Source organism: Streptomyces sp. NPDC033174, from assembly GCF_055577795.1.
Genome location: NZ_JBVIPQ010000001.1, coordinates 344,587 through 360,991, shown reverse-complemented (window position 1 = coordinate 360,991; position 16,405 = coordinate 344,587). Strand labels below are relative to the sequence as shown.

14 protein-coding genes are annotated in these 16,405 nt (G+C 71.7%); 6 read left to right on the top strand and 8 right to left on the bottom strand.

Features of this window, described 5'->3' with window-relative positions:
- Positions 1 to 28: 28 nt before the first annotated feature.
- The 4 genes from ACZ5VC_RS01675 to ACZ5VC_RS01660 form a co-directional block, all read right to left on the bottom strand.
- The gene (locus tag ACZ5VC_RS01675; protein WP_469118131.1) at positions 29 to 646 is read right to left on the bottom strand and encodes a DUF4126 domain-containing protein; all 618 of its coding nucleotides are present in this window, start codon (positions 644 to 646) and stop codon (positions 29 to 31) included.
- Between the two features lie 392 nt (positions 647 to 1,038).
- Entirely contained in the window at positions 1,039 to 1,647 is a 609-nt protein-coding gene (locus tag ACZ5VC_RS01670; protein ID WP_469118130.1) for a TetR/AcrR family transcriptional regulator, read from the bottom strand.
- A 19-nt stretch (positions 1,648 to 1,666) separates the two neighbouring features.
- Complete coding sequence (locus ACZ5VC_RS01665) at positions 1,667 to 3,754, bottom strand: YhgE/Pip family protein (protein WP_469118129.1); 2,088 nt, start codon at positions 3,752 to 3,754, stop codon at positions 1,667 to 1,669.
- Complete coding sequence (locus ACZ5VC_RS01660; protein WP_469118128.1) at positions 3,726 to 4,658, bottom strand: ABC transporter ATP-binding protein; 933 nt, start codon at positions 4,656 to 4,658, stop codon at positions 3,726 to 3,728. The genes ACZ5VC_RS01665 and ACZ5VC_RS01660 overlap by 29 nt, the downstream gene beginning before the upstream one ends.
- A gap of 165 nt (positions 4,659 to 4,823) precedes the next feature.
- Here ACZ5VC_RS01660 and ACZ5VC_RS01655 point away from each other — a divergent pair, with 165 nt between their 5' ends.
- The 3 genes from ACZ5VC_RS01655 (at position 4,824) to ACZ5VC_RS01645 (ending at position 6,878) form a co-directional block, all read left to right on the top strand.
- Complete coding sequence (locus ACZ5VC_RS01655) at positions 4,824 to 5,363, top strand: SAV_6107 family HEPN domain-containing protein (protein WP_469118127.1); 540 nt, start codon at positions 4,824 to 4,826, stop codon at positions 5,361 to 5,363.
- 66 nt (positions 5,364 to 5,429) lie between these two features.
- Positions 5,430 to 6,218 carry a methyltransferase domain-containing protein gene (locus tag ACZ5VC_RS01650; protein WP_469118126.1) on the top strand — a complete coding sequence of 263 codons (789 nt, stop codon included), beginning with the start codon at positions 5,430 to 5,432 and terminating at the stop codon, positions 6,216 to 6,218.
- A gap of 267 nt (positions 6,219 to 6,485) precedes the next feature.
- Positions 6,486 to 6,878: a DUF3040 domain-containing protein gene (locus ACZ5VC_RS01645; RefSeq protein WP_468704945.1), complete on the top strand. Its 393-nt coding sequence runs from the start codon at positions 6,486 to 6,488 to the stop codon at positions 6,876 to 6,878.
- A gap of 99 nt (positions 6,879 to 6,977) precedes the next feature.
- On the opposite strand, the gene ACZ5VC_RS01640 is transcribed toward ACZ5VC_RS01645, so the two are convergent.
- The 4 genes from ACZ5VC_RS01640 to ACZ5VC_RS01625 form a co-directional block, all read right to left on the bottom strand.
- Complete coding sequence (locus tag ACZ5VC_RS01640; protein ID WP_469118125.1) at positions 6,978 to 9,398, bottom strand: transglutaminase TgpA family protein; 2,421 nt, start codon at positions 9,396 to 9,398, stop codon at positions 6,978 to 6,980.
- Complete coding sequence (locus ACZ5VC_RS01635) at positions 9,395 to 10,762, bottom strand: DUF58 domain-containing protein (protein WP_469118124.1); 1,368 nt, start codon at positions 10,760 to 10,762, stop codon at positions 9,395 to 9,397. Before ACZ5VC_RS01635 ends, ACZ5VC_RS01640 begins: the two co-directional genes overlap by 4 nt.
- Positions 10,762 to 11,790 (bottom strand): AAA family ATPase, encoded by a 1,029-nt coding sequence (locus ACZ5VC_RS01630; protein WP_469118123.1) that lies wholly within the window; start codon positions 11,788 to 11,790, stop codon positions 10,762 to 10,764. The genes ACZ5VC_RS01635 and ACZ5VC_RS01630 overlap by 1 nt, the downstream gene beginning before the upstream one ends.
- 215 nt (positions 11,791 to 12,005) lie before the next feature.
- Complete coding sequence (locus ACZ5VC_RS01625) at positions 12,006 to 12,548, bottom strand: beta-class carbonic anhydrase (RefSeq protein WP_469118122.1); 543 nt, start codon at positions 12,546 to 12,548, stop codon at positions 12,006 to 12,008.
- A gap of 393 nt (positions 12,549 to 12,941) precedes the next feature.
- On the opposite strand from ACZ5VC_RS01625, the gene rsmH reads away from it, so the two are divergent.
- From rsmH to ACZ5VC_RS01610, 3 genes are all read left to right on the top strand, one after another.
- Positions 12,942 to 13,895 carry a 16S rRNA (cytosine(1402)-N(4))-methyltransferase RsmH gene (gene rsmH, locus ACZ5VC_RS01620; protein WP_469118121.1) on the top strand — a complete coding sequence of 318 codons (954 nt, stop codon included), beginning with the start codon at positions 12,942 to 12,944 and terminating at the stop codon, positions 13,893 to 13,895.
- A 62-nt stretch (positions 13,896 to 13,957) separates the two neighbouring features.
- Positions 13,958 to 14,434, top strand: a complete 477-nt coding sequence (gene ftsL / locus ACZ5VC_RS01615; protein WP_469118902.1) for a cell division protein FtsL — start codon at positions 13,958 to 13,960, stop codon at positions 14,432 to 14,434.
- 16 nt (positions 14,435 to 14,450) lie between these two features.
- Positions 14,451 to 16,403, top strand: a complete 1,953-nt coding sequence (locus tag ACZ5VC_RS01610) for a peptidoglycan D,D-transpeptidase FtsI family protein (protein ID WP_469118901.1) — start codon at positions 14,451 to 14,453, stop codon at positions 16,401 to 16,403.
- Positions 16,404 to 16,405: the final 2 nt, after the last annotated feature.

Genomic DNA, 16,405 nt, shown 5'->3' with positions numbered 1-16,405 from the left:
GGGACTTTATCCGCCCCCACTGACACCCTCAGAAGGGTGGTCCGTGCCGGCCCGCCACCGCCGGCCGTTTCGCCTCGCGGCGCTGGGCTCTGCGCCGCAGGAACCGGCGGATCCGCGAAGCCAGGAAGACCAGGGTCACCAGCCCCAGCACCAGCAGCGTGCCCGCGATGATCGCGGCCGGGAGCGGATGGAAGACGGCGAAGGTGATGAGCGCGGCGACGCCCAGGTCCTCCACCGTGCTCATGGCGATATTGCTGAACGGCTCGGGCGAGGTGTTGATCGCTATCCGGCTGCCCGCCTTGACCAGATGGCTCACGAGAGCCGTCGAGCCGCCGACCGCACCCGCCGCGAGCTCCGGCAGGGATCCGCTCTGACCCGCCAGCAGCGCCCCGACCACCGCGCCCGACACCGGCCGGACGACCGTGTGGACGGAGTCCCAGACGGAGTCCACGTACGGGATCTTGTCCGCCACCGCCTCGCACAGGAAGAGCACCCCGGCCGCGATCAGGACATCGGTGCGCTGCAGCGACTCGGGCACCTCGTCGGTGAGCCCGGTCGCGCCGAAGACGCCGAACAGCAGGACCACCGCATAGGCGTTGATCCCGCTTGCCCAGCCGCTGGTGAAGACCAGGGGGAGTACGGACACGGACGCGATCGTAGCCAGCGCGGGCGCCGCGCGTATGGGTCTTGGTGCGGAGACGTGAGTATCCGTACTCAGGGGCCCGGATGAGTAGCTGCGCGGATGGCCTTCACCCGTGTGGACGACAGAGTGGAGACCACGGAAGGGACACCGCGCCGGTACCGCCGGCACGGGGCTGCGGAACGGCGCGGTGGACCAGCCGGCACGGGGGCACGGGGGCACGGGGGTGCCACGGGGGACGAAAGAAAGCCGGTCCGGTGAGGCTCGGGGGGATCGAGCCTCACCGGACCGGCTCTTTCGCGCTCCGGCGCCGTCTATTACCGCGGCTTGGTGCCGCGACTTCGTACTCGGATTCGTACCGCGGTTCTCGTTTCGCGGACTTCCCGGAGCGAGCGCCGTTAGCGCCCGCTCACGCGCCCGTGCAGCAGCCGCGACAGCGCCGAGTGCACATCGTCTATCGACCGCTCCCGCTGGAAGGCCTGCCAGTCCAGCGCGGCCACCAGCACCATGCCCACCAGCGCCGCCGCTGTCAGTGGGATGTCGATCTCTTCGCTCAGCTCGCCGTTCGCGACACCCTCCCGCAGCACTGTCTCGACCACAGCGACCGCCTCCTGACGGACCACGAGCAGCGTCGACTGCCAGGCGCGGTTGGTGCGCCACAGTTCGGCCACGTAGAGCTGGGTGAAGGCCGGGTAGCGGTCGATGAAGACCAGGCCGGCCCGGATCATCGCGTCCAGCGCCTCGACCCGGGTCCCGCCGCGCTCCGCGGTCTCGTCGGCCGCGGAGCGCAGGGAGGCGGTGAGCAGGCCCACGCCGTGCCGCAGCAGCTCCTCGAACAGTTCGGTCTTGCTCTTGAAGTTGTAGTAGACCGTGCCCTTGGCCACCCCGGCCCGCTCGGCGATCTCGTCGACCGTCGTCGCCGAGAAACCCTGCTCGGCGATGAGGGTCACGGCGGCTTCGTAGAGCTTGGCGCGGGTGGCCCGGCGTCTGGTGCTGCTGCTGTCCATGCTCGTCACCCTCCGATTCTCACAGGCTCAGATCCGGATGCAGACGGTCGAGGGTCCACACCTGCTTGCGGCGGGCCGAGACGGCGGTCAGCGCGAGAGCGCCGACGGTGAACGCGGCCAGGACCGCGCACGCCTGCCAGACCGGCCCGATGCCGCCGCCGGAGATCAGCCGGCGCAGGGCCTCGACGACGTAACTCATGGGCAGATAGGGGTGGATCGCGTTGAAGAACTCCGGACTGGTCTGGACGGGGTACGTGCCCCCGGCCGAGGTCAGCTGCAGCATCAGGAAGGCGAGCACCAGGATCCGGCCGGCCGCGCCGAAGCGGGCGTTGAGCCACTGGATGATCGCGGCGAAGCAGCAGGTCACCAGAGCCAGGAAGCCGACGGTGCCGGCGGCGCGGACCATTTGCAGACCCAGGCCCCAGTGCAGTACGGCCATCAGGGCGGCGACCTGGACGAGTCCGATCGCGGCAACCGGCAGCCAGCCCGCCAGCGCGATCCGCCAGGCGGAGGCACCGGCGGCGAGCGCCCTGCGGTTGAGCGGCTGGATCAGCATGTACGCCACCATGGCGCCCACCCACAGGGAGAGCGGGATGAAGTACGGGGCGAAGCCGGTGCCGTAGTTGGGCGCCTTGTGCAGTGACTGCGAGGCGAGCTTGACGGGGTCCGCCATCACTTCGGTGCGGCGGTCGCGGGCGTCCTGGTCGTAGTCGGGGATCTTGTCGACGCCGTCGTTGAGGCCGGTGGCCAACTGGGTGGACCCGTCGGCGAGCTTGAACAGACCTCCGTCGAGGTCACCGGCGCCCTTCCGCAGCTTGCCGACGCCGTTGTCGAGGTCGACGGACCCCTTCTTGGCGCTGGTCAGACCGGTGTGGAGCTGGTCGGCCCCGGTGGCGACCTTGTGGGCGCCCTTGTTCAGCTCGTTGATCTTGCCGACCGCGTACTCGAGGTCCTCGTCCAGATGGGGGGCGCGCTTGGCGAGCGCGTCGGCCTTCTTCTGGAGGTCGGCGAGTTCCTTGTCGAGCTTCTTGAGGTCGCCCTTGCTGTCCTTGGACAGTTCGTTCAGATCGTCCGCGATCTTCGCCACGTCGGCGGCCGCGACCTTGGCCTGCTTCGTCGCCGAGCAGAACTCGGGGTCGGGCGCGGGGTTGTTCACACAGCGCTTCTCGTACAGCTTGTCGAGCTTCTCGGCCGCCTTGTGGGCGCCGGTACGGGCGGCGGGGCCCGTCTTCACGATGAGCTCCAGGTTGTGGCGCATCGCCGCCGACAGGTCGGAGACCAGCCGGGCGCTGTCACCGATCTTCTTGCCGTTGTCCTTGAGGTACGGACGGACGTCGCCCGCCACCCCGTTGACCTTGTCGGCGAGCACCTGGGTGCCGTCGGCGACCCGGCGGGTGCCGTTCTCGACGTCGCCCGCGCCCTTGTCGAGCTTCTTCAGGCCGGTGGCGAGGTCACCGCTGCCCTTCTTGGCCTTCCCGAGCCCGTCGGCGAGGTCCTTGGACCCCTTCTTGGCCTTGCCGATCCCGTCCTTGAGCTGGTCGGCGCCGTTGGCGGCCTTCTCCGTGGCGTCATGGATGTCGGAGAAGGAGATGAAGATCTTGTCGAGGAAGGACCGGGACGTCTTGGTGGAGGCGGCGGTCCGCACTTCGGCGAACACGGTCCGCGAGATCGTGCCGACGATGTAGTTGTTGGCGTCGTTCGTCCGGACCTTGAGGGCGCCGGTCTCGGGGGAGTCGCCCGAGCTGGACGCGATCCGCGCGCTGAAGTCGGCTGGCATGGTGAGCGACAGGTAGTACGTGCCGTCCTCCACGCCCTGACGCGCCTCGGCGTCGCCCACCTCGTGCCATTCGAAGACCTTGCTGTCGCGCAGGCGCTTGGTGATGTCGTCGCCCGCGGTGAGCTTCTTGCCCCCGGCGGTGGCGCCCTTGTCCTCGTTGACGAGCGCGACGGGTATCCGGTCGAGCCGGCTGTACGGGTCCCAGAAGGACCAGAGGTAGAGCGCGCCGTACAGCAGCGGCAGCAGCAAGATGGCGACGAGTGCGGCGCGCGGGAGCTTGCCCCTGCCGAACCGCTTCAGCTCAAGCGCGGCCAGTTTCGGCGATCGCATCGGCTGCCCCCTCCTCGGTGTCGGTGTTCTTGGTGTCGGCGCCGGCCTCGGCGGCGCTCGTCTTGTCCGCGTCCGTACCGCCCTCGGTGCGGGCGTCCGGCTCGGTGTCGGGCTCGGCGTCCGTTGCTGGCCCGGCGTCGGCCTCGGTGCGGGTCCGCTCGGCGTCGGCGCCGGGCTCGGTGTCCGGGGTCCGCTCGGCGCCGCCCGCGGTCGTGATCCGCAGCGCGTCCTCCGGCGCCTCGCTGCACACGGCGAGCACGGTCGTGCCGCTGTCCGCCACCGACCGGAGCAGCGCCCAGGCCTCGGCGCGGTCCGTGTCCGAGAGCTTGAGGTCCGCGTCGTCCACGGCGAGCAGTCGGGGGCCGCCGATGAGCGCGAGGGCCACGGAGAGCCGCAGTGCCTCGAGGCGCTCCAGGTCCCGTACGGAGGTCCGGTCGGCCTTGGGCAGGGCGGCCGGGTCCAGTCCGGCGGCCTCGAGCGCCGCCTCGATGCGGCCCCGGGTGGCGGCGGCGCGTTCACCCGGCGGGCGCAGCAGCGCCAGCGGGGGCCCGTCGTACCGGCGCTGCAGAAGCGCGCGCTCGCGCAGGTGTTCCGCCACGGTGAGCGACGGGTCGAGTTCGCTCACGCCGGTGACCGGGCCGAGCGCGCTGATCCGGCGTACGGCGGCCATCTTGCGGGGCAGCCGGAATCCGCCGATCTCGGCGTGGCCCTCCGCGGGGCGCATACGGCCGGTGAGCGCGAGCAGAAGGCAGGTACGGCCCGAGCCGGACGCGCCCTCGATCGCGACCAGCGAGCCGGGTTCGGCCCTGAAGGTCACGTCACGGAACACCCAGCCGCGCGGCCCCTTGAGCCCGAAGCCCTCGGCGATGACAGCGGCGCCGCGGGCTTGTGCGGTGGTCTCCACACACCCTCCCCTTTTGAACTGACCGGTCAGTGCAAAAACTATCGCGTCCTCGTGATCGATGCAAAAACCGCAGGTCAGAGGCCAGGCCCGGGGGATTGTCAGTGGTGGCCTGCACGATGGATACATACGGCCACAGCGCCGTCACACGACGACAGGAGGTTCGTCATGGCCGGCACCACCGCAGCAGCCGCCCAGCGGCGCCGCACCGGCGGCCCTGCCCCCTCACTGACCGGTCCCGCGAGCGATGTCCACCCCGTCCTGCGGCGTGCCTCGGCGCCGCCCGCCGCCCTCGCCCTGCTGGCCCAGGCCCGCGACGGCCTGGAAGAGGCGGCCACCCTTCAGGTGCCCAACGAGCGGTACGCGACCGCCCATCTCGCCGCCCTGCGCACCGCCGCCGCCGTGCTCGCCGCCCGCGGCCGCCCCGAGACCAGCGAGCGCAAACGCCAGCGCATAAGGAGCGCCTGGGACGTGCTCCCCGAGACAGCGCCCGAGCTCGCCGAGTGGAGTGCGCTGTTCGCCTCCGGCGCCGAGCGCAGGGCGCGCGCCGAAGCGGGGATACGCGGCGCCGCCACCGCCCGTGACGCGGACGACCTGGTGCGCGACGCCGCCATGTTCCTGCGCCTGGTCGAACGGCTCCTGGTACTCCAGCCGGTGCTGCCCCAGCCCCGGACGGAGGGGCCGGAAACGGGGGAAGCCGCAGGGTGACGGCTCACGGCGCCCAAGGCCATAGGGTGGGGAGCGTTCGCACCCGTCGCCGAGGAGTCAACTGCCGTGTCGGACCCTTCCCCCGCCTTCGGTCGGGAGACCACAGCGCGCCCTTCGCGCGCCTCCCTGCGTACCGCCGTGGTCTGGGACGTCCTCCAGGACGCCCTTGAGAACCGGGCCAAGGCCACCGGGAAGGACAGCCTCGACGTCCTCGACACCGGCGGCGGTTCGGGGAAGTTCGCGGTGCCCGTGGCCCGCCTCGGTCACCGTGTCACCGTGGTGGACCCCAGCCCCAACGCGCTCTTCGCGCTGGAGCGGCGCGCCGCCGAGGCGGGGCTCGCCGACCGGGTCAGCGGAGTGCAGGGAGACATCCACGGCCTCTTCGACGTGGTCGAGCGCGGCGGATTCGACGCGGTGCTCTGCCACGGCGTCCTGGAGTACGTCGAGGACCCCGCCGAGGGCGTACGCAACGCGGTGGAGGCCCTCAGGCCCGCCGGCGCGCTCAGCCTGCTCGCCGCCGGGCTCGGCGGAGCCGTCCTGGCCAGGGCGCTGGCCGGGCACTTCACCGAGGCCCGCCAGGCGCTGACCGACCCGGCGGGCCGCTGGGGCGCCGGCGACCCGGTCCCGCGCCGCTTCACCGCCGAGCAGCTGACCGAACTGGCCGACGCGGCCGGTCTCGAGGTCGGTTCCGTCCACGGTGTCCGGGTCTTCGCGGACCTGGTCCCCGGTGTCCTGGTGGACACCGAGCCGGGAGCGATCGAGGCCCTCCTCAAGCTGGAGGCCGCGGCGGCCGAGCTGCCCGCGTTCCACGCGGTCGCCACCCAGCTGCACGTCCTGGGCGAGAAGCGCGTCTGAAGCCGCCGTACCGGGCTGATCAGCGGCGCAGCGGCAGAAGGAGTACGCCACACACCCCCCGATCGCGGGCTCGGCCCCGTATGATCGGGGGACACCATCCGGCATGACGGGTCGGCCGTCGGGGAATCTAGGCCTCAACAGCCGTACCGGCATGGCGGCCCGGACTGGCGATTGGCATAGAGGGCGGGTTTCACGGGGGCGATTCCCTGCCTATCCTGAAAGGGCCGCATCCCGGTCGCCCCCGCGACCGACGACTAGGAGGACTCCGTGCCGCTCTCGGAGCACGAGCAGCGAATGCTCGAGCAGATGGAGCGAGCGCTGTACGCCGAAGATCCCAAGTTCGCGACAGCGCTCGAGGGAAGCGGGCTGCGTACGTACACCCGGCGACGGGTCTACCAGGCGGTCGCCGGCTTCTTGGTGGGTATCGCGCTCCTCATGGCCGGAATGGTCGCCCAGCAGATCTGGATCAGCGTGGTCGGTTTCCTCGTCATGCTCGGCTGCGCGGTCCTGGCAGTCACCGGATGGCGCAAGGCACCCAAGCCGGGTGAACAGCAGGCCGCCGGAGGTCCGGCGGGCCGGCAGGCCAGGCAGCGCCGCTCGATGATGCATCGGATCGAGGAGCGGTGGCAGCGTCGCCGCGATGAGCAGGGCGGCCACTGAACCGGGTCGGACAAGCTTGTGGAAAGGGTGAGGGGCGACCGCGAAGCGGTCGCCCCTCACCCTTTCCGTCGTATCGGGCCTTCCGGCCCGTCGCCCGTCTCAGCCCTGCTGCCGCGACGGGCGGCGCACAAGGCCTCTCAGCCTGTCGGCCGCCCGGCGGCGCCTCGCCGCCCAGCTTTCCCACAGCGCCGTCCAGCGCTCGGAGACGGCCCAGACCACCCGGACGGATGAGCGCGGAGCGAGCAGTGCCCGCAGCCGGCCCGCACGGCCCGCCACGGCGTCCAGCCCCGCCGCCACGAGGGCGACTTCCTCGGCCAGACCGGTCCCCGGACGGGGCTCCGGCGCGTACAGCACCTGCTCCACCGCCCTGGCCACCCGGTGCACGGCATTGGCCGGGTCCCCCTCGAGCCGGCCGAGCCGCACGATGCGCGCGGCCGTCCTGCGCGGGGTCTGCGATTCGTCGGGCGCGACGCCGTGGTCCCAGGCGATGTCGATGATCTCCTGCCAGGCCGCCAGCGTCCGGGCCACGCCGTCCGCCGCCGTCCGGCCCGTGGAGCCGAGGCGCCGGGCCCGTACCGCCCTGCGCCAGAGCATGGGCAGCAGGGGCACCAGCAGCACCAGAGCCACCCCGAGCGTCACCAGGACGATCGTCCCCGCCGGAGTTCCGGCGTCGTCCGACGGCAGGGCGCCCTGCGGGGTCGGTCCACCGCACTCCCCGATACGGCGCAGCTGCGCCGGGCAGCTCTCCGACGACGACGGCGCGCCGGACGGTGCGGCCGAGGCGCTCGACTGGGGGAGGGCCGGGCCGGTGGCCCCGGCCTCCGGCGTCTGCTCCCGCGTGTACTGGGGCACGGTGCCCCGCGTCGGCGTCGGCTCGAACCGGGTCCAGCCGACGCCCTCGAAGTACAGCTCGGGCCAGGCGTGCGCGTCCCGGTTCGTCACCGACATGGCTCCGTCGGCCACCGGGCTGCCCGGTGTGAAGCCCACCGCGACCCGGGCCGGTATCCCCAGCGTCCGGGCCATCGCGGCCATCGAGAAGGAGAAGTGGATGCAGAAGCCCTCCTTCTGCTTCAGGAACCGGGAGATCGCCTGGACCCCCGTGCCCGACGCCACCTCGGTGTCGTAGCTGAACCCGCCGTCGACCGCGAACCAGTCCTGGAGCTTCACCGCACGCTCGTAGTCGTTGGCCGCCCCCTTGGTCACCTGGAGCGCCTTTGACTTCACGTCCGCGGGCAGCGAGTCGGGCACCTTGGTGTACTCGCGCAGCAGCGCGCCCGGCGCGGGAGACGCCGTGGCCAGCTGCTCGGCCGTCGGGTTCACCCGCAGGCTGGTGACCTGGTACTGCGCGCCCTTGGTGCTCTGACCGTCGTCACCGACGAGCATCCGGCCCGCCGGCTCGTAGCGCCAGCGTCCGCCGATCGTCACCGACATCGCCGGGTAGGGCAGCGGCAGCCACTTCTGCTCATAGGCGCGCGCCGCCGAGATGTTCGTCCTGATCTCGGTCGTGCCGATGGAGCCGCCCAGACCGTCCGGCCGGGGAAACCGCTTCGGTACGTCCTGGATGGGGCGGACCGACGACTTCCAGGACGTGCCGTCGAACTGGTCCAGAGCGACGAGCCGCAGATACAGGTCCGAGGTGTCACCGGCGTTGGTCCGGTACCGCAGCCACTCGGTCTGCTCCGCCTGGTTGAGGCTGTCCTGCAGGGACACCAGCGGGTTGACGGCGGAGATCATGCCGCCACTTCCGGAGCCGCTCCCCTTGCCCGAACCGCCGAGGAGCCCGCCGCTCAGCGCGGGCAGCGCCGCCGGTACGACCAGGGCGATGCCGAGCGCGAGGACGCCGATACGGCGCCCGGTACGCACGGGGGCCAGGGCCGGGCCGCTCGTCATGTCGAAGCCGCCCGAGGCTCCGGCGGACCGGGGCGCGCCACCGAAGACCCGCCCCCACTGCGAGAGCCGGTCGCGGCTCTCGGCCAGGAGAAGCAGCAGATAGCCGGTGGCGGCCAGCAGGAACCAGAACCAGCTCGCACCGCCGCCCGCGAGGCCGGCGGCCACCGAGTACAGGGCGAGCAGCGGCAGCCCGGCCGGCGCGGCGCTGCGGAAGGTCACCGCCAGGGCGTCCACCGCGAGGCCGATCACCACCACACCACCGACGACCATCAGCAGGATGCCGTCAGTGGCGGGCGCGGGGATCGCGTACTGCCCGACATCGTCCGCGCCCGCGCTCAGCAGGACACCGAACTGCTGGAAGACCCCGGGACCGGGCAGTACACCGAGCACCGCCTGCTCACGGGCGAAGAACACCGTGAGCAGCAGCAGCGAGAGGACCGCCTGGAGCGTGACCGTCAGGGCCCGGGCCAGCGGCACCCGCCGCGTCACCGCGCCCACGCCGCTCTGGACCGCCAGCAGGAACGCCGCCTGGACGATCCAGGCCGCTTCGTCGACCAGCGGCAGCAGCGCGCCCGCCGCCATCAGCGTGGCGGCGAAGGCGCAGAGCGTCAGCCTCCCGCGACCGCTCATGACCATCCCCCAGAGAGTTCCGTCGTGCCACCGGCCGGAGCACCGGCGTCGGTGCCCTCCCGGCCCGCACCACGCCAAAGGTCGGCGAGCGGCGTCCCGGGCGGCACGGCCATCGCCGTCCACCCGGCCTCGCGCAGCTGCCGCAGCCGCTCGGTGACCGCACCGGACACCGCGCCGCCGGTCAGCCAGGTCCCGCTGTCCAGGAGGAAGGCGACGGCCGCGCCACTGCGCCACCGCATCCGCGCGGCCACTGCCGCCTGCTCCTCGTCCAGATCGCCGAAGAAGGCGACCAGCAGACCCTCGTTGCCGCCGCGGAGCACGTCGTAGGCGCGGGAGAGCCCGCCCCCCTCGGAGTGGTCGACGACCGCGAGGGTGTCCATCAGCAGGCCCGCCGCGTCGGCGGACTGCTGGTTCGAGCCGGCGAAACCGTCGGAGCCGTCGCCGGGCACCGCGCTGCCCGTGTCCGTCACCAGACGCACCGCGAAGCCCCGCTCCAGCATGTGCACCAGCGCGGACGCCGCGCCCGACACCGCCCACTCGAACGCGGAGTCCGGCCCCGCGCCCTGGTAGGCGATCCGGCGGGTGTCCAGCAGCACCGTGCACCGGGCGCGCTGCGGCTGCTCCTCGCGGCGCACCATCAGTTCGCCGTAGCGGGCGGTGGAGCGCCAGTGGACGCGGCGCAGGTCGTCGCCGTGGCGGTACGTACGGGGGATGACGTCGTCGTCACCGGCCAGCGCCAGCGAGCGCTGCCGTCCGTCGCCGTACCCGGCGGCCTCGCCCGCGAGCCGCACCGGCGGCAGCGGTTCGGTCCGGGGGATGACGGTGAGGGTGTCGTACGAGCTGAAGGCGCGGGTCAGTTCGCACATTCCGAACGGGTCGCTCAGCCGCAGCTGCAGCGGGCCGAGCGGATACCGGCCGCGCAGGTCGGAGCGGACCCGGTAGGACACCTCGCGCCGGCCGCCCGCCTCCACCCGGTCCAGGACGAACCGGGGCCGCGGCCCCAGGACGTAGGGCACATGGTCCTGGAGCATCAGCAGACCCGTGGGGAGCCGCGAGACGTTGTCCATCCGCAGATGCACCCGGGCCTCGGAGCCCGCCGGTACGCGCTGCGGAGCCAGCCGCCGGCTGCTCGCCACCCGGTAGCGGGTGCGGTACAGCACGGCCACACACACCAGTGGCAGCACCGCGAGCAGCAGCCCCACCCGCAGCAGATCGCCCTGGCCCAGGACATAGGCACAGATCGCCGCCGCGATCCCGGCGGCGAGGAAGGACCGGCCGCGGGTCGTCAGACCACCGAGAGCGGCCCGCAGACCGCCCTTGCCCCTGCCCTCGCCGTCCGGGGCCTCGGCCCCGTCGGCCGCCATCACAGCCGCCGTACGCCGGGGTGCTGCTGGCCGAAGAGCGGGCCCGCGGGCGTCGCGGGCGGTGATGCGGCGGGCACGGGGGTGCGCTGGAGGATGTCGAGGACGACCTGCTCCGCCGTGCGCCGGTTCAGCTGGGCCTGGGCGGTGGGCATCAGCCGGTGCGCGAGCACCGGCACGGCCAGGGCCTGGATGTCGTCGGGAAGCGCGTACTCCCGCCCGCTCAGCGCGGCCGTCGCCTTCGCGGCACGCAGCAGATGCAGGGTGGCGCGCGGGGACGCCCCGAGTCTCAGGTCGGGATGGGTCCGGGTCGCGGCGACCACGTCCACCGCGTACCTCCTGACCGAGTCGGCCACATGGACCGAGCGCACCGCGTCGATGAGCTTGAGGATGTCGTGGGCGTGCGCCACCGGCTGGAGGTCGTCGAGCGGGGACACCGCGCCGTGCACGTCCAGCATCTGCAGCTCGGCCTCGGCGCTCGGATAGCCAATGGACACCCGGGCCATGAACCGGTCACGCTGCGCCTCGGGCAGCGGGTAGGTGCCCTCCATCTCCACCGGGTTCTGGGTGGCCACCACCATGAACGGCGTGGGCAGCTCGTAGGTCTGCCCGTCGATGGTGACCTGACGCTCCTCCATCGACTCCAGCAGCGCCGACTGCGTCTTGGGCGAGGCGCGGTTGATCTCGTCGCCGATCACGATCTGGGCGAAGATCGCGCCGGGCTTGAACTCGAAGTCCCGCCGCTGCTGGTCGTAGATCGAGACACCGGTGATGTCCGACGGCAGCAGGTCGGGCGTGAACTGGATGCGCCGCACCGAGCAGTCGATGGAGCGCGCGAGGGCCTTGGCCAGCATGGTCTTGCCCACGCCGGGGACATCCTCGAGCAGGAGATGTCCCTCGGCGAGCAGCACGGTCAGAGCCGTGCGTACGACCTCCGGCTTGCCCTCGATCACGCTCTCCACCGACATGCGGACACGCTCCGCTGTGGTGGTCAGATCTGTGAGGCTCGCTCGATCGTCATAGGTCGTCACACGGCCCTCCTCGGCCCGTTCCACGGGCCGAAGCGCAACAGTCGGCCCGGCCCACCCCAAAACGACACCTGGCCCGGGTCGTTCCGGGGGGTGTCACACCCGCATTCTTGTTGCCGTTGCCGGGTTGTGTCACTCGCCTGTGGACAACGGGGTGGGATATGTCGGGGTTGCCGTGGTTTCTGCCCTCGGCCCTCGCGAAAATCCGAGCATACGGATCAGGACGCGGGGTCGATCTCCCTCAGCAGACCGGTGGTCACGTCGAACACGAAACCGCGTACGTGGTCGGTGTGCACCAGGAACGGCGAAGTCCGCACCCGCTGCATCGACTGCCGCACGTCCTGGTCGACGTCGCGGAAGGCCTCGACCGCCCACGACGGCCGCTGCCCGACCTCGTCCTCGAGCTCGTGCCGGAAGTCCTCGGTGAGGGACTCCAGGCCGCAGTTCGTGTGGTGCACGAGCATCACGCTGCGCGTGCCGAGGGCGCGCTGGCTGATGGTGAGCGAGCGGATCACGTCGTCGGTGACCACACCGCCGGCGTTGCGGATCGTGTGGCAGTCACCGAGTTCCAGGCCTAGCGCGGCGTGCAGGTCGAGCCTGGCGTCCATGCAGGCGACCACGGCCACCTGGAGCACGGGCCGTGCGTCCATTCCCGGGTCGGTGAATCCGGCGGCGTAGCGCGTGTTCGCCTCGACGAGACGGTCGGTGACCGTGCCGCCGGTGCGTATCGCGTTGGCGGGGGAGTGCGCGGAAGTCGACATGGCTTAGACGTTAATGGTCACAGGGGCTGAGGTCCTGCTGTGAGAGCGGACAAAGAACGTCAATGAGCATTGTTGTGAGGTAACCCACAGGTACGCATAGGGGTCGTCCGAACGGGTGAAGTGTCCCGATCATCCTCTTGGTCCAGACGCCCCCTGCGACGCGCTGGCCGGTTGATTGACCGGGCGGGCCAGTGGACTAAAGTGACGCGAAGTTCACGGAGACATTGAGCATTTTCCGCAGTTTCTCCCCCGCGTGTGCGGCGAAACGTGCGGCTCGGCCTCCTCCCGCTCGCCGGTCGGCCGACGCCCTTTCCCGGCGCCGGCGGGCCTGTCCTTCCCGAGCGGGGTGGGGACCCGGCAGTACGTACGTCGCGCCGGATCTGAGAGGGCCCATTGAGCGACTCCCGACACGTCCCGGTGATGCTCCAGCGGTGCCTGGACATGTTGGCCCCGGCTCTGCGGCGCCCGGGAGCGGTGGTCGTCGACTGCACGCTCGGCCTCGGCGGTCACAGCGAGGCGCTGCTCCAGCAGTTCCCCGAGGCGCGTCTGATCGCGCTCGACCGGGACAAGGAGGCCCTGCGGCTCTCCGGCGAACGTCTCGCCCCCTTCGGTGACCGGGCCACCCTGGTCCACGCCGTCTACGACGAGCTGCCCGAGGTACTGGAACGCCTGGGCACCCCCAAGGTCGACGGCATCCTCTTCGACCTGGGCGTCTCCTCGATGCAGCTCGACGAGGCGGACCGCGGCTTCGCCTACGCGCAGGACGCCCCGCTCGACATGCGGATGGACCAGACGACCGGGGTGAGCGCCGCCGAGGTGCTCAACACCTACCCGGCGGGCGAGCTGGTGCGGATCCTGCGGGCGTACGGGGAGGAGAAGCAGGCCAAGCGGATCGTCTCCGCGATCGTCCGGGAGCGCGAGAAGGAGCCGTTCTCGCACAGCGCCCGGCTGGTCGAGCTGATCCGCGACTCCCTGCCGCAGGCCGCCAAGCGCACCGGGGGCAATCCCGCGAAGCGCACCTTCCAGGCCCTGCGCATCGAGGTCAACGGCGAGCTGAGCGTCCTGGAGCGGGCGATCCCCGCCGCCGTGGAGGCGCTCGCCGTGGGCGGCCGGATCGCCGTCCTCTCGTACCACTCGCTGGAGGACCGGCTGGTCAAGCAGGTCTTCGCGGCGGGCGCGGCCACGACCGCGCCGCCCGGTCTGCCGGTCGTGCCGGAGCGCTACCAGCCGCGGCTGAAGCTCCTCACGCGCGGCGCAGAACTCCCGACGGAGGAGGAGATCGCCGAGAACCGGCGGGCGGCCCCCGCGCGGCTCAGGGGCGCGGAGCGCATCAGGGAGTCTGTGTGACGAAAGGGGCCAAGGGGGGCAAGGAGTCGCTGAAGGGGCCGGCCGCGCGGCTGTCGCGGCTGATGCCGTCCGGGCCCACCGCCGCCGCCCGTACCCCCTTCGTCCTGCTCGTCGTCCTGCTGCTCGGAGGCGGCCTCATCACCCTCCTGCTGCTCAACTCCTCGCTCAACCAAGGGTCCTTCAGGCTCAGCGAGCTCAGGAAGCAGACCACCGAGCTGACCGACGAGCAGCAGGCCCTCCAGCGGGACGTGGACGACTACTCCGCCCCCGACGCGCTGGCGCGCCGTGCCAAGGAGCTCGGCATGGTCCCCGGGGGCAGCCCCGTCTTCCTCGATCCGGACGGCACCGTCCGCGGGCAGCCGCGCAAGGCCTCCGAGCCGCCACCCGACCCGACGGCATCGGCCGCCCCGCCGTCGGCTCCGGCCTCCCCGCCCGCCCAGGGCCGGCCGTCCACACCCCCCGCGGCCTCTCCCTCGGCCAGGACGTCCTCCGAGAAGCCCGCCGCCCAGCAGCCCGCCCCGACGACCTCCGGCAGGTGACGCAGTGCCCCCGGCAGTGCCCCCGAAGGATCAGCCGCGCCGCCGCGTGCCGGGCCCCGCGCGCCCCCGGCCCGCCGCCCGCCCCGCCCAGCGCCGCCCCCGCCCCGCGGGCGGGCCCGCCGCCCGGCCGCGCACGATCCGCCTGGGCAGCCCGCGCCCCCGGCTCCGTCTGGTCAGTCTCGGTCTGACGCTGGTGATGCTGGCCTTCGTCCTGCGGCTCCTCCAGGTGCAGGCCGTCGACGCCTCCGCCTTCGCCGCCAAGGCGGAGAAGAACCGCTACCTGAGCCACACGCTGAGCGCGGAGCGAGGTGAGATCACCGACCGTTCCGGCATCGCGCTCGCCGCCAGCGTCGACGCGTACGACATCACCGCCGACCCGAAGATGTTCACGCCCGAGGACAGCAAGGTGCCCGACGCGCCCGAACAGGCCGCGGCCCTCCTCGCCCCCATCCTCGGCAAGAACCCCGCCGAGCTCACCAGGAGGCTCAAGGCCCCCAAGTCCCGCTACACCGTGCTGGCGCGCCGTCAGACCCCCCAGGTCTGGAAGCAGATCAAAGACCTGAAGAACGTCTTCGCCGAAAAGGCACGCACCGGCAAGGCCAAGGGCGGCAGCGGAGTCAGCGTGCTCGCCGGCATCTTCAACGAGACCAGCAGCAAGCGCGTGTACCCCAACGGGCAGTTGGCCGCCGGGATACTGGGCTACGTCAACGCCGACGGCCGGGGCGGCGGCGGCCTGGAGTCGATGCTCGACCAGCAGCTGGCCGGCAAGGACGGCGAGATCACCTTCGCGCAGGCCGGCGGACGCCGGGTTCCCACCGCCGGAGCGCGCGAGACCCCCGCCGTCCCCGGCTCCGACATCGAGCTGACCATCGACCGGGACATCCAGTGGTCCGCCCAGCAGGCCATCACCGAGCAGGTGCAGAAGTCCAAGGCCGACCGCGGGTACGTGATAGTGCAGAACACCAGGACCGGCGAGGTCCTGGCGATGGCCAACGCCCCCGGCTTCGACCCCAACGACCTCTCGCAGGCCAACTCCGCCGCGATGGGCAATGCCGCGCTCCAGGACGTCTACGAGCCGGGCTCCACCAGCAAGGTGATGTCCATGGCCGCCGTCCTGGAGGAGGGCAAGGCGGCCCCCGACACCCATGTCACCGTCCCCAACCGGCTCCATCGCGGCGACCGGCTCTTCAAGGACGACATCGACCACCCGACCTGGTACCTGACGCTCAACGGCGTCCTCGCCAAGTCCAGCAACATCGGAACCATCCTGGCCACCGGGCAGCTAGGCGACAACCAGGCCGAGGCCAACGAGGTCCTCTACTCCTACCTCCACAAGTTCGGCATCGGCAGGCCCTCCGGGCTCGGCTATCCGGGCGAGACCTCCGGCATCCTCGCCAGGCCGGGGGACTGGTCGACGTCGCAGCAGTACACGATCCCCTTCGGCCAGGGCCTCTCGCTCAACGCCATGCAGGCCGCGTCGGTCTACTCGACCATCGCCAACGGCGGCGTACGCATCGCGCCCACGCTGGTCCGCGGCACCCGCGGACCGGACGGGCGCTTCACCCCCGCCCCCGCGCCCGAGCAGACACGGGTCGTCAGCGAGAAGACCGCCAAGACCCTCGCCCAGATGCTCGAATCGGTCGTCGGAAGCGAAGAGGGCACCGGCACCAAGGCAGCCATCCCCGGCTACCGCGTCGCGGGCAAGACGGGAACGGCCAACCGCGTCGATCCGGCCACCGGCCGCTACAAGGGCTACACCGCCTCCTTCGCGGGCTTCGCCCCCGCCGACAACCCCCAGATCACCGTCTACTGCGCCATCCAGAACCCCACCAAGGGCAGTTACTTCGGCGGCCAGATCTGCGGACCCATCTACAAGAAGGTCATGGAGTTCGCCCTGAAGACCCTGCACGTCGCCCCGACCGGCACACAGCCGCCCCGGCTGCCGGTCACCTTCAAGCCCAGTGCGTGAGC

Excerpts from the sequence above, each read along its gene's own strand:
- ACZ5VC_RS01670 (WP_469118130.1), bottom strand. The coding sequence starts at position 1,647 with ATGGACAGCAGCAGCACCAGACGCCGGGCCACCCGCGCCAAGCTCTAC.
- ACZ5VC_RS01665 (WP_469118129.1), bottom strand. The coding sequence starts at position 3,754 with ATGCGATCGCCGAAACTGGCCGCGCTTGAGCTGAAGCGGTTCGGCAGG.
- ACZ5VC_RS01655 (WP_469118127.1), top strand. The coding sequence starts at position 4,824 with ATGGCCGGCACCACCGCAGCAGCCGCCCAGCGGCGCCGCACCGGCGGC.
- ACZ5VC_RS01640 (WP_469118125.1), bottom strand. The coding sequence starts at position 9,398 with ATGAGCGGTCGCGGGAGGCTGACGCTCTGCGCCTTCGCCGCCACGCTG.
- ACZ5VC_RS01635 (WP_469118124.1), bottom strand. The coding sequence starts at position 10,762 with ATGGCGGCCGACGGGGCCGAGGCCCCGGACGGCGAGGGCAGGGGCAAG.
- ACZ5VC_RS01625 (WP_469118122.1), bottom strand. The coding sequence starts at position 12,548 with ATGTCGACTTCCGCGCACTCCCCCGCCAACGCGATACGCACCGGCGGC.
- ftsL (WP_469118902.1), top strand. The coding sequence starts at position 13,958 with ATGCCGTCCGGGCCCACCGCCGCCGCCCGTACCCCCTTCGTCCTGCTC.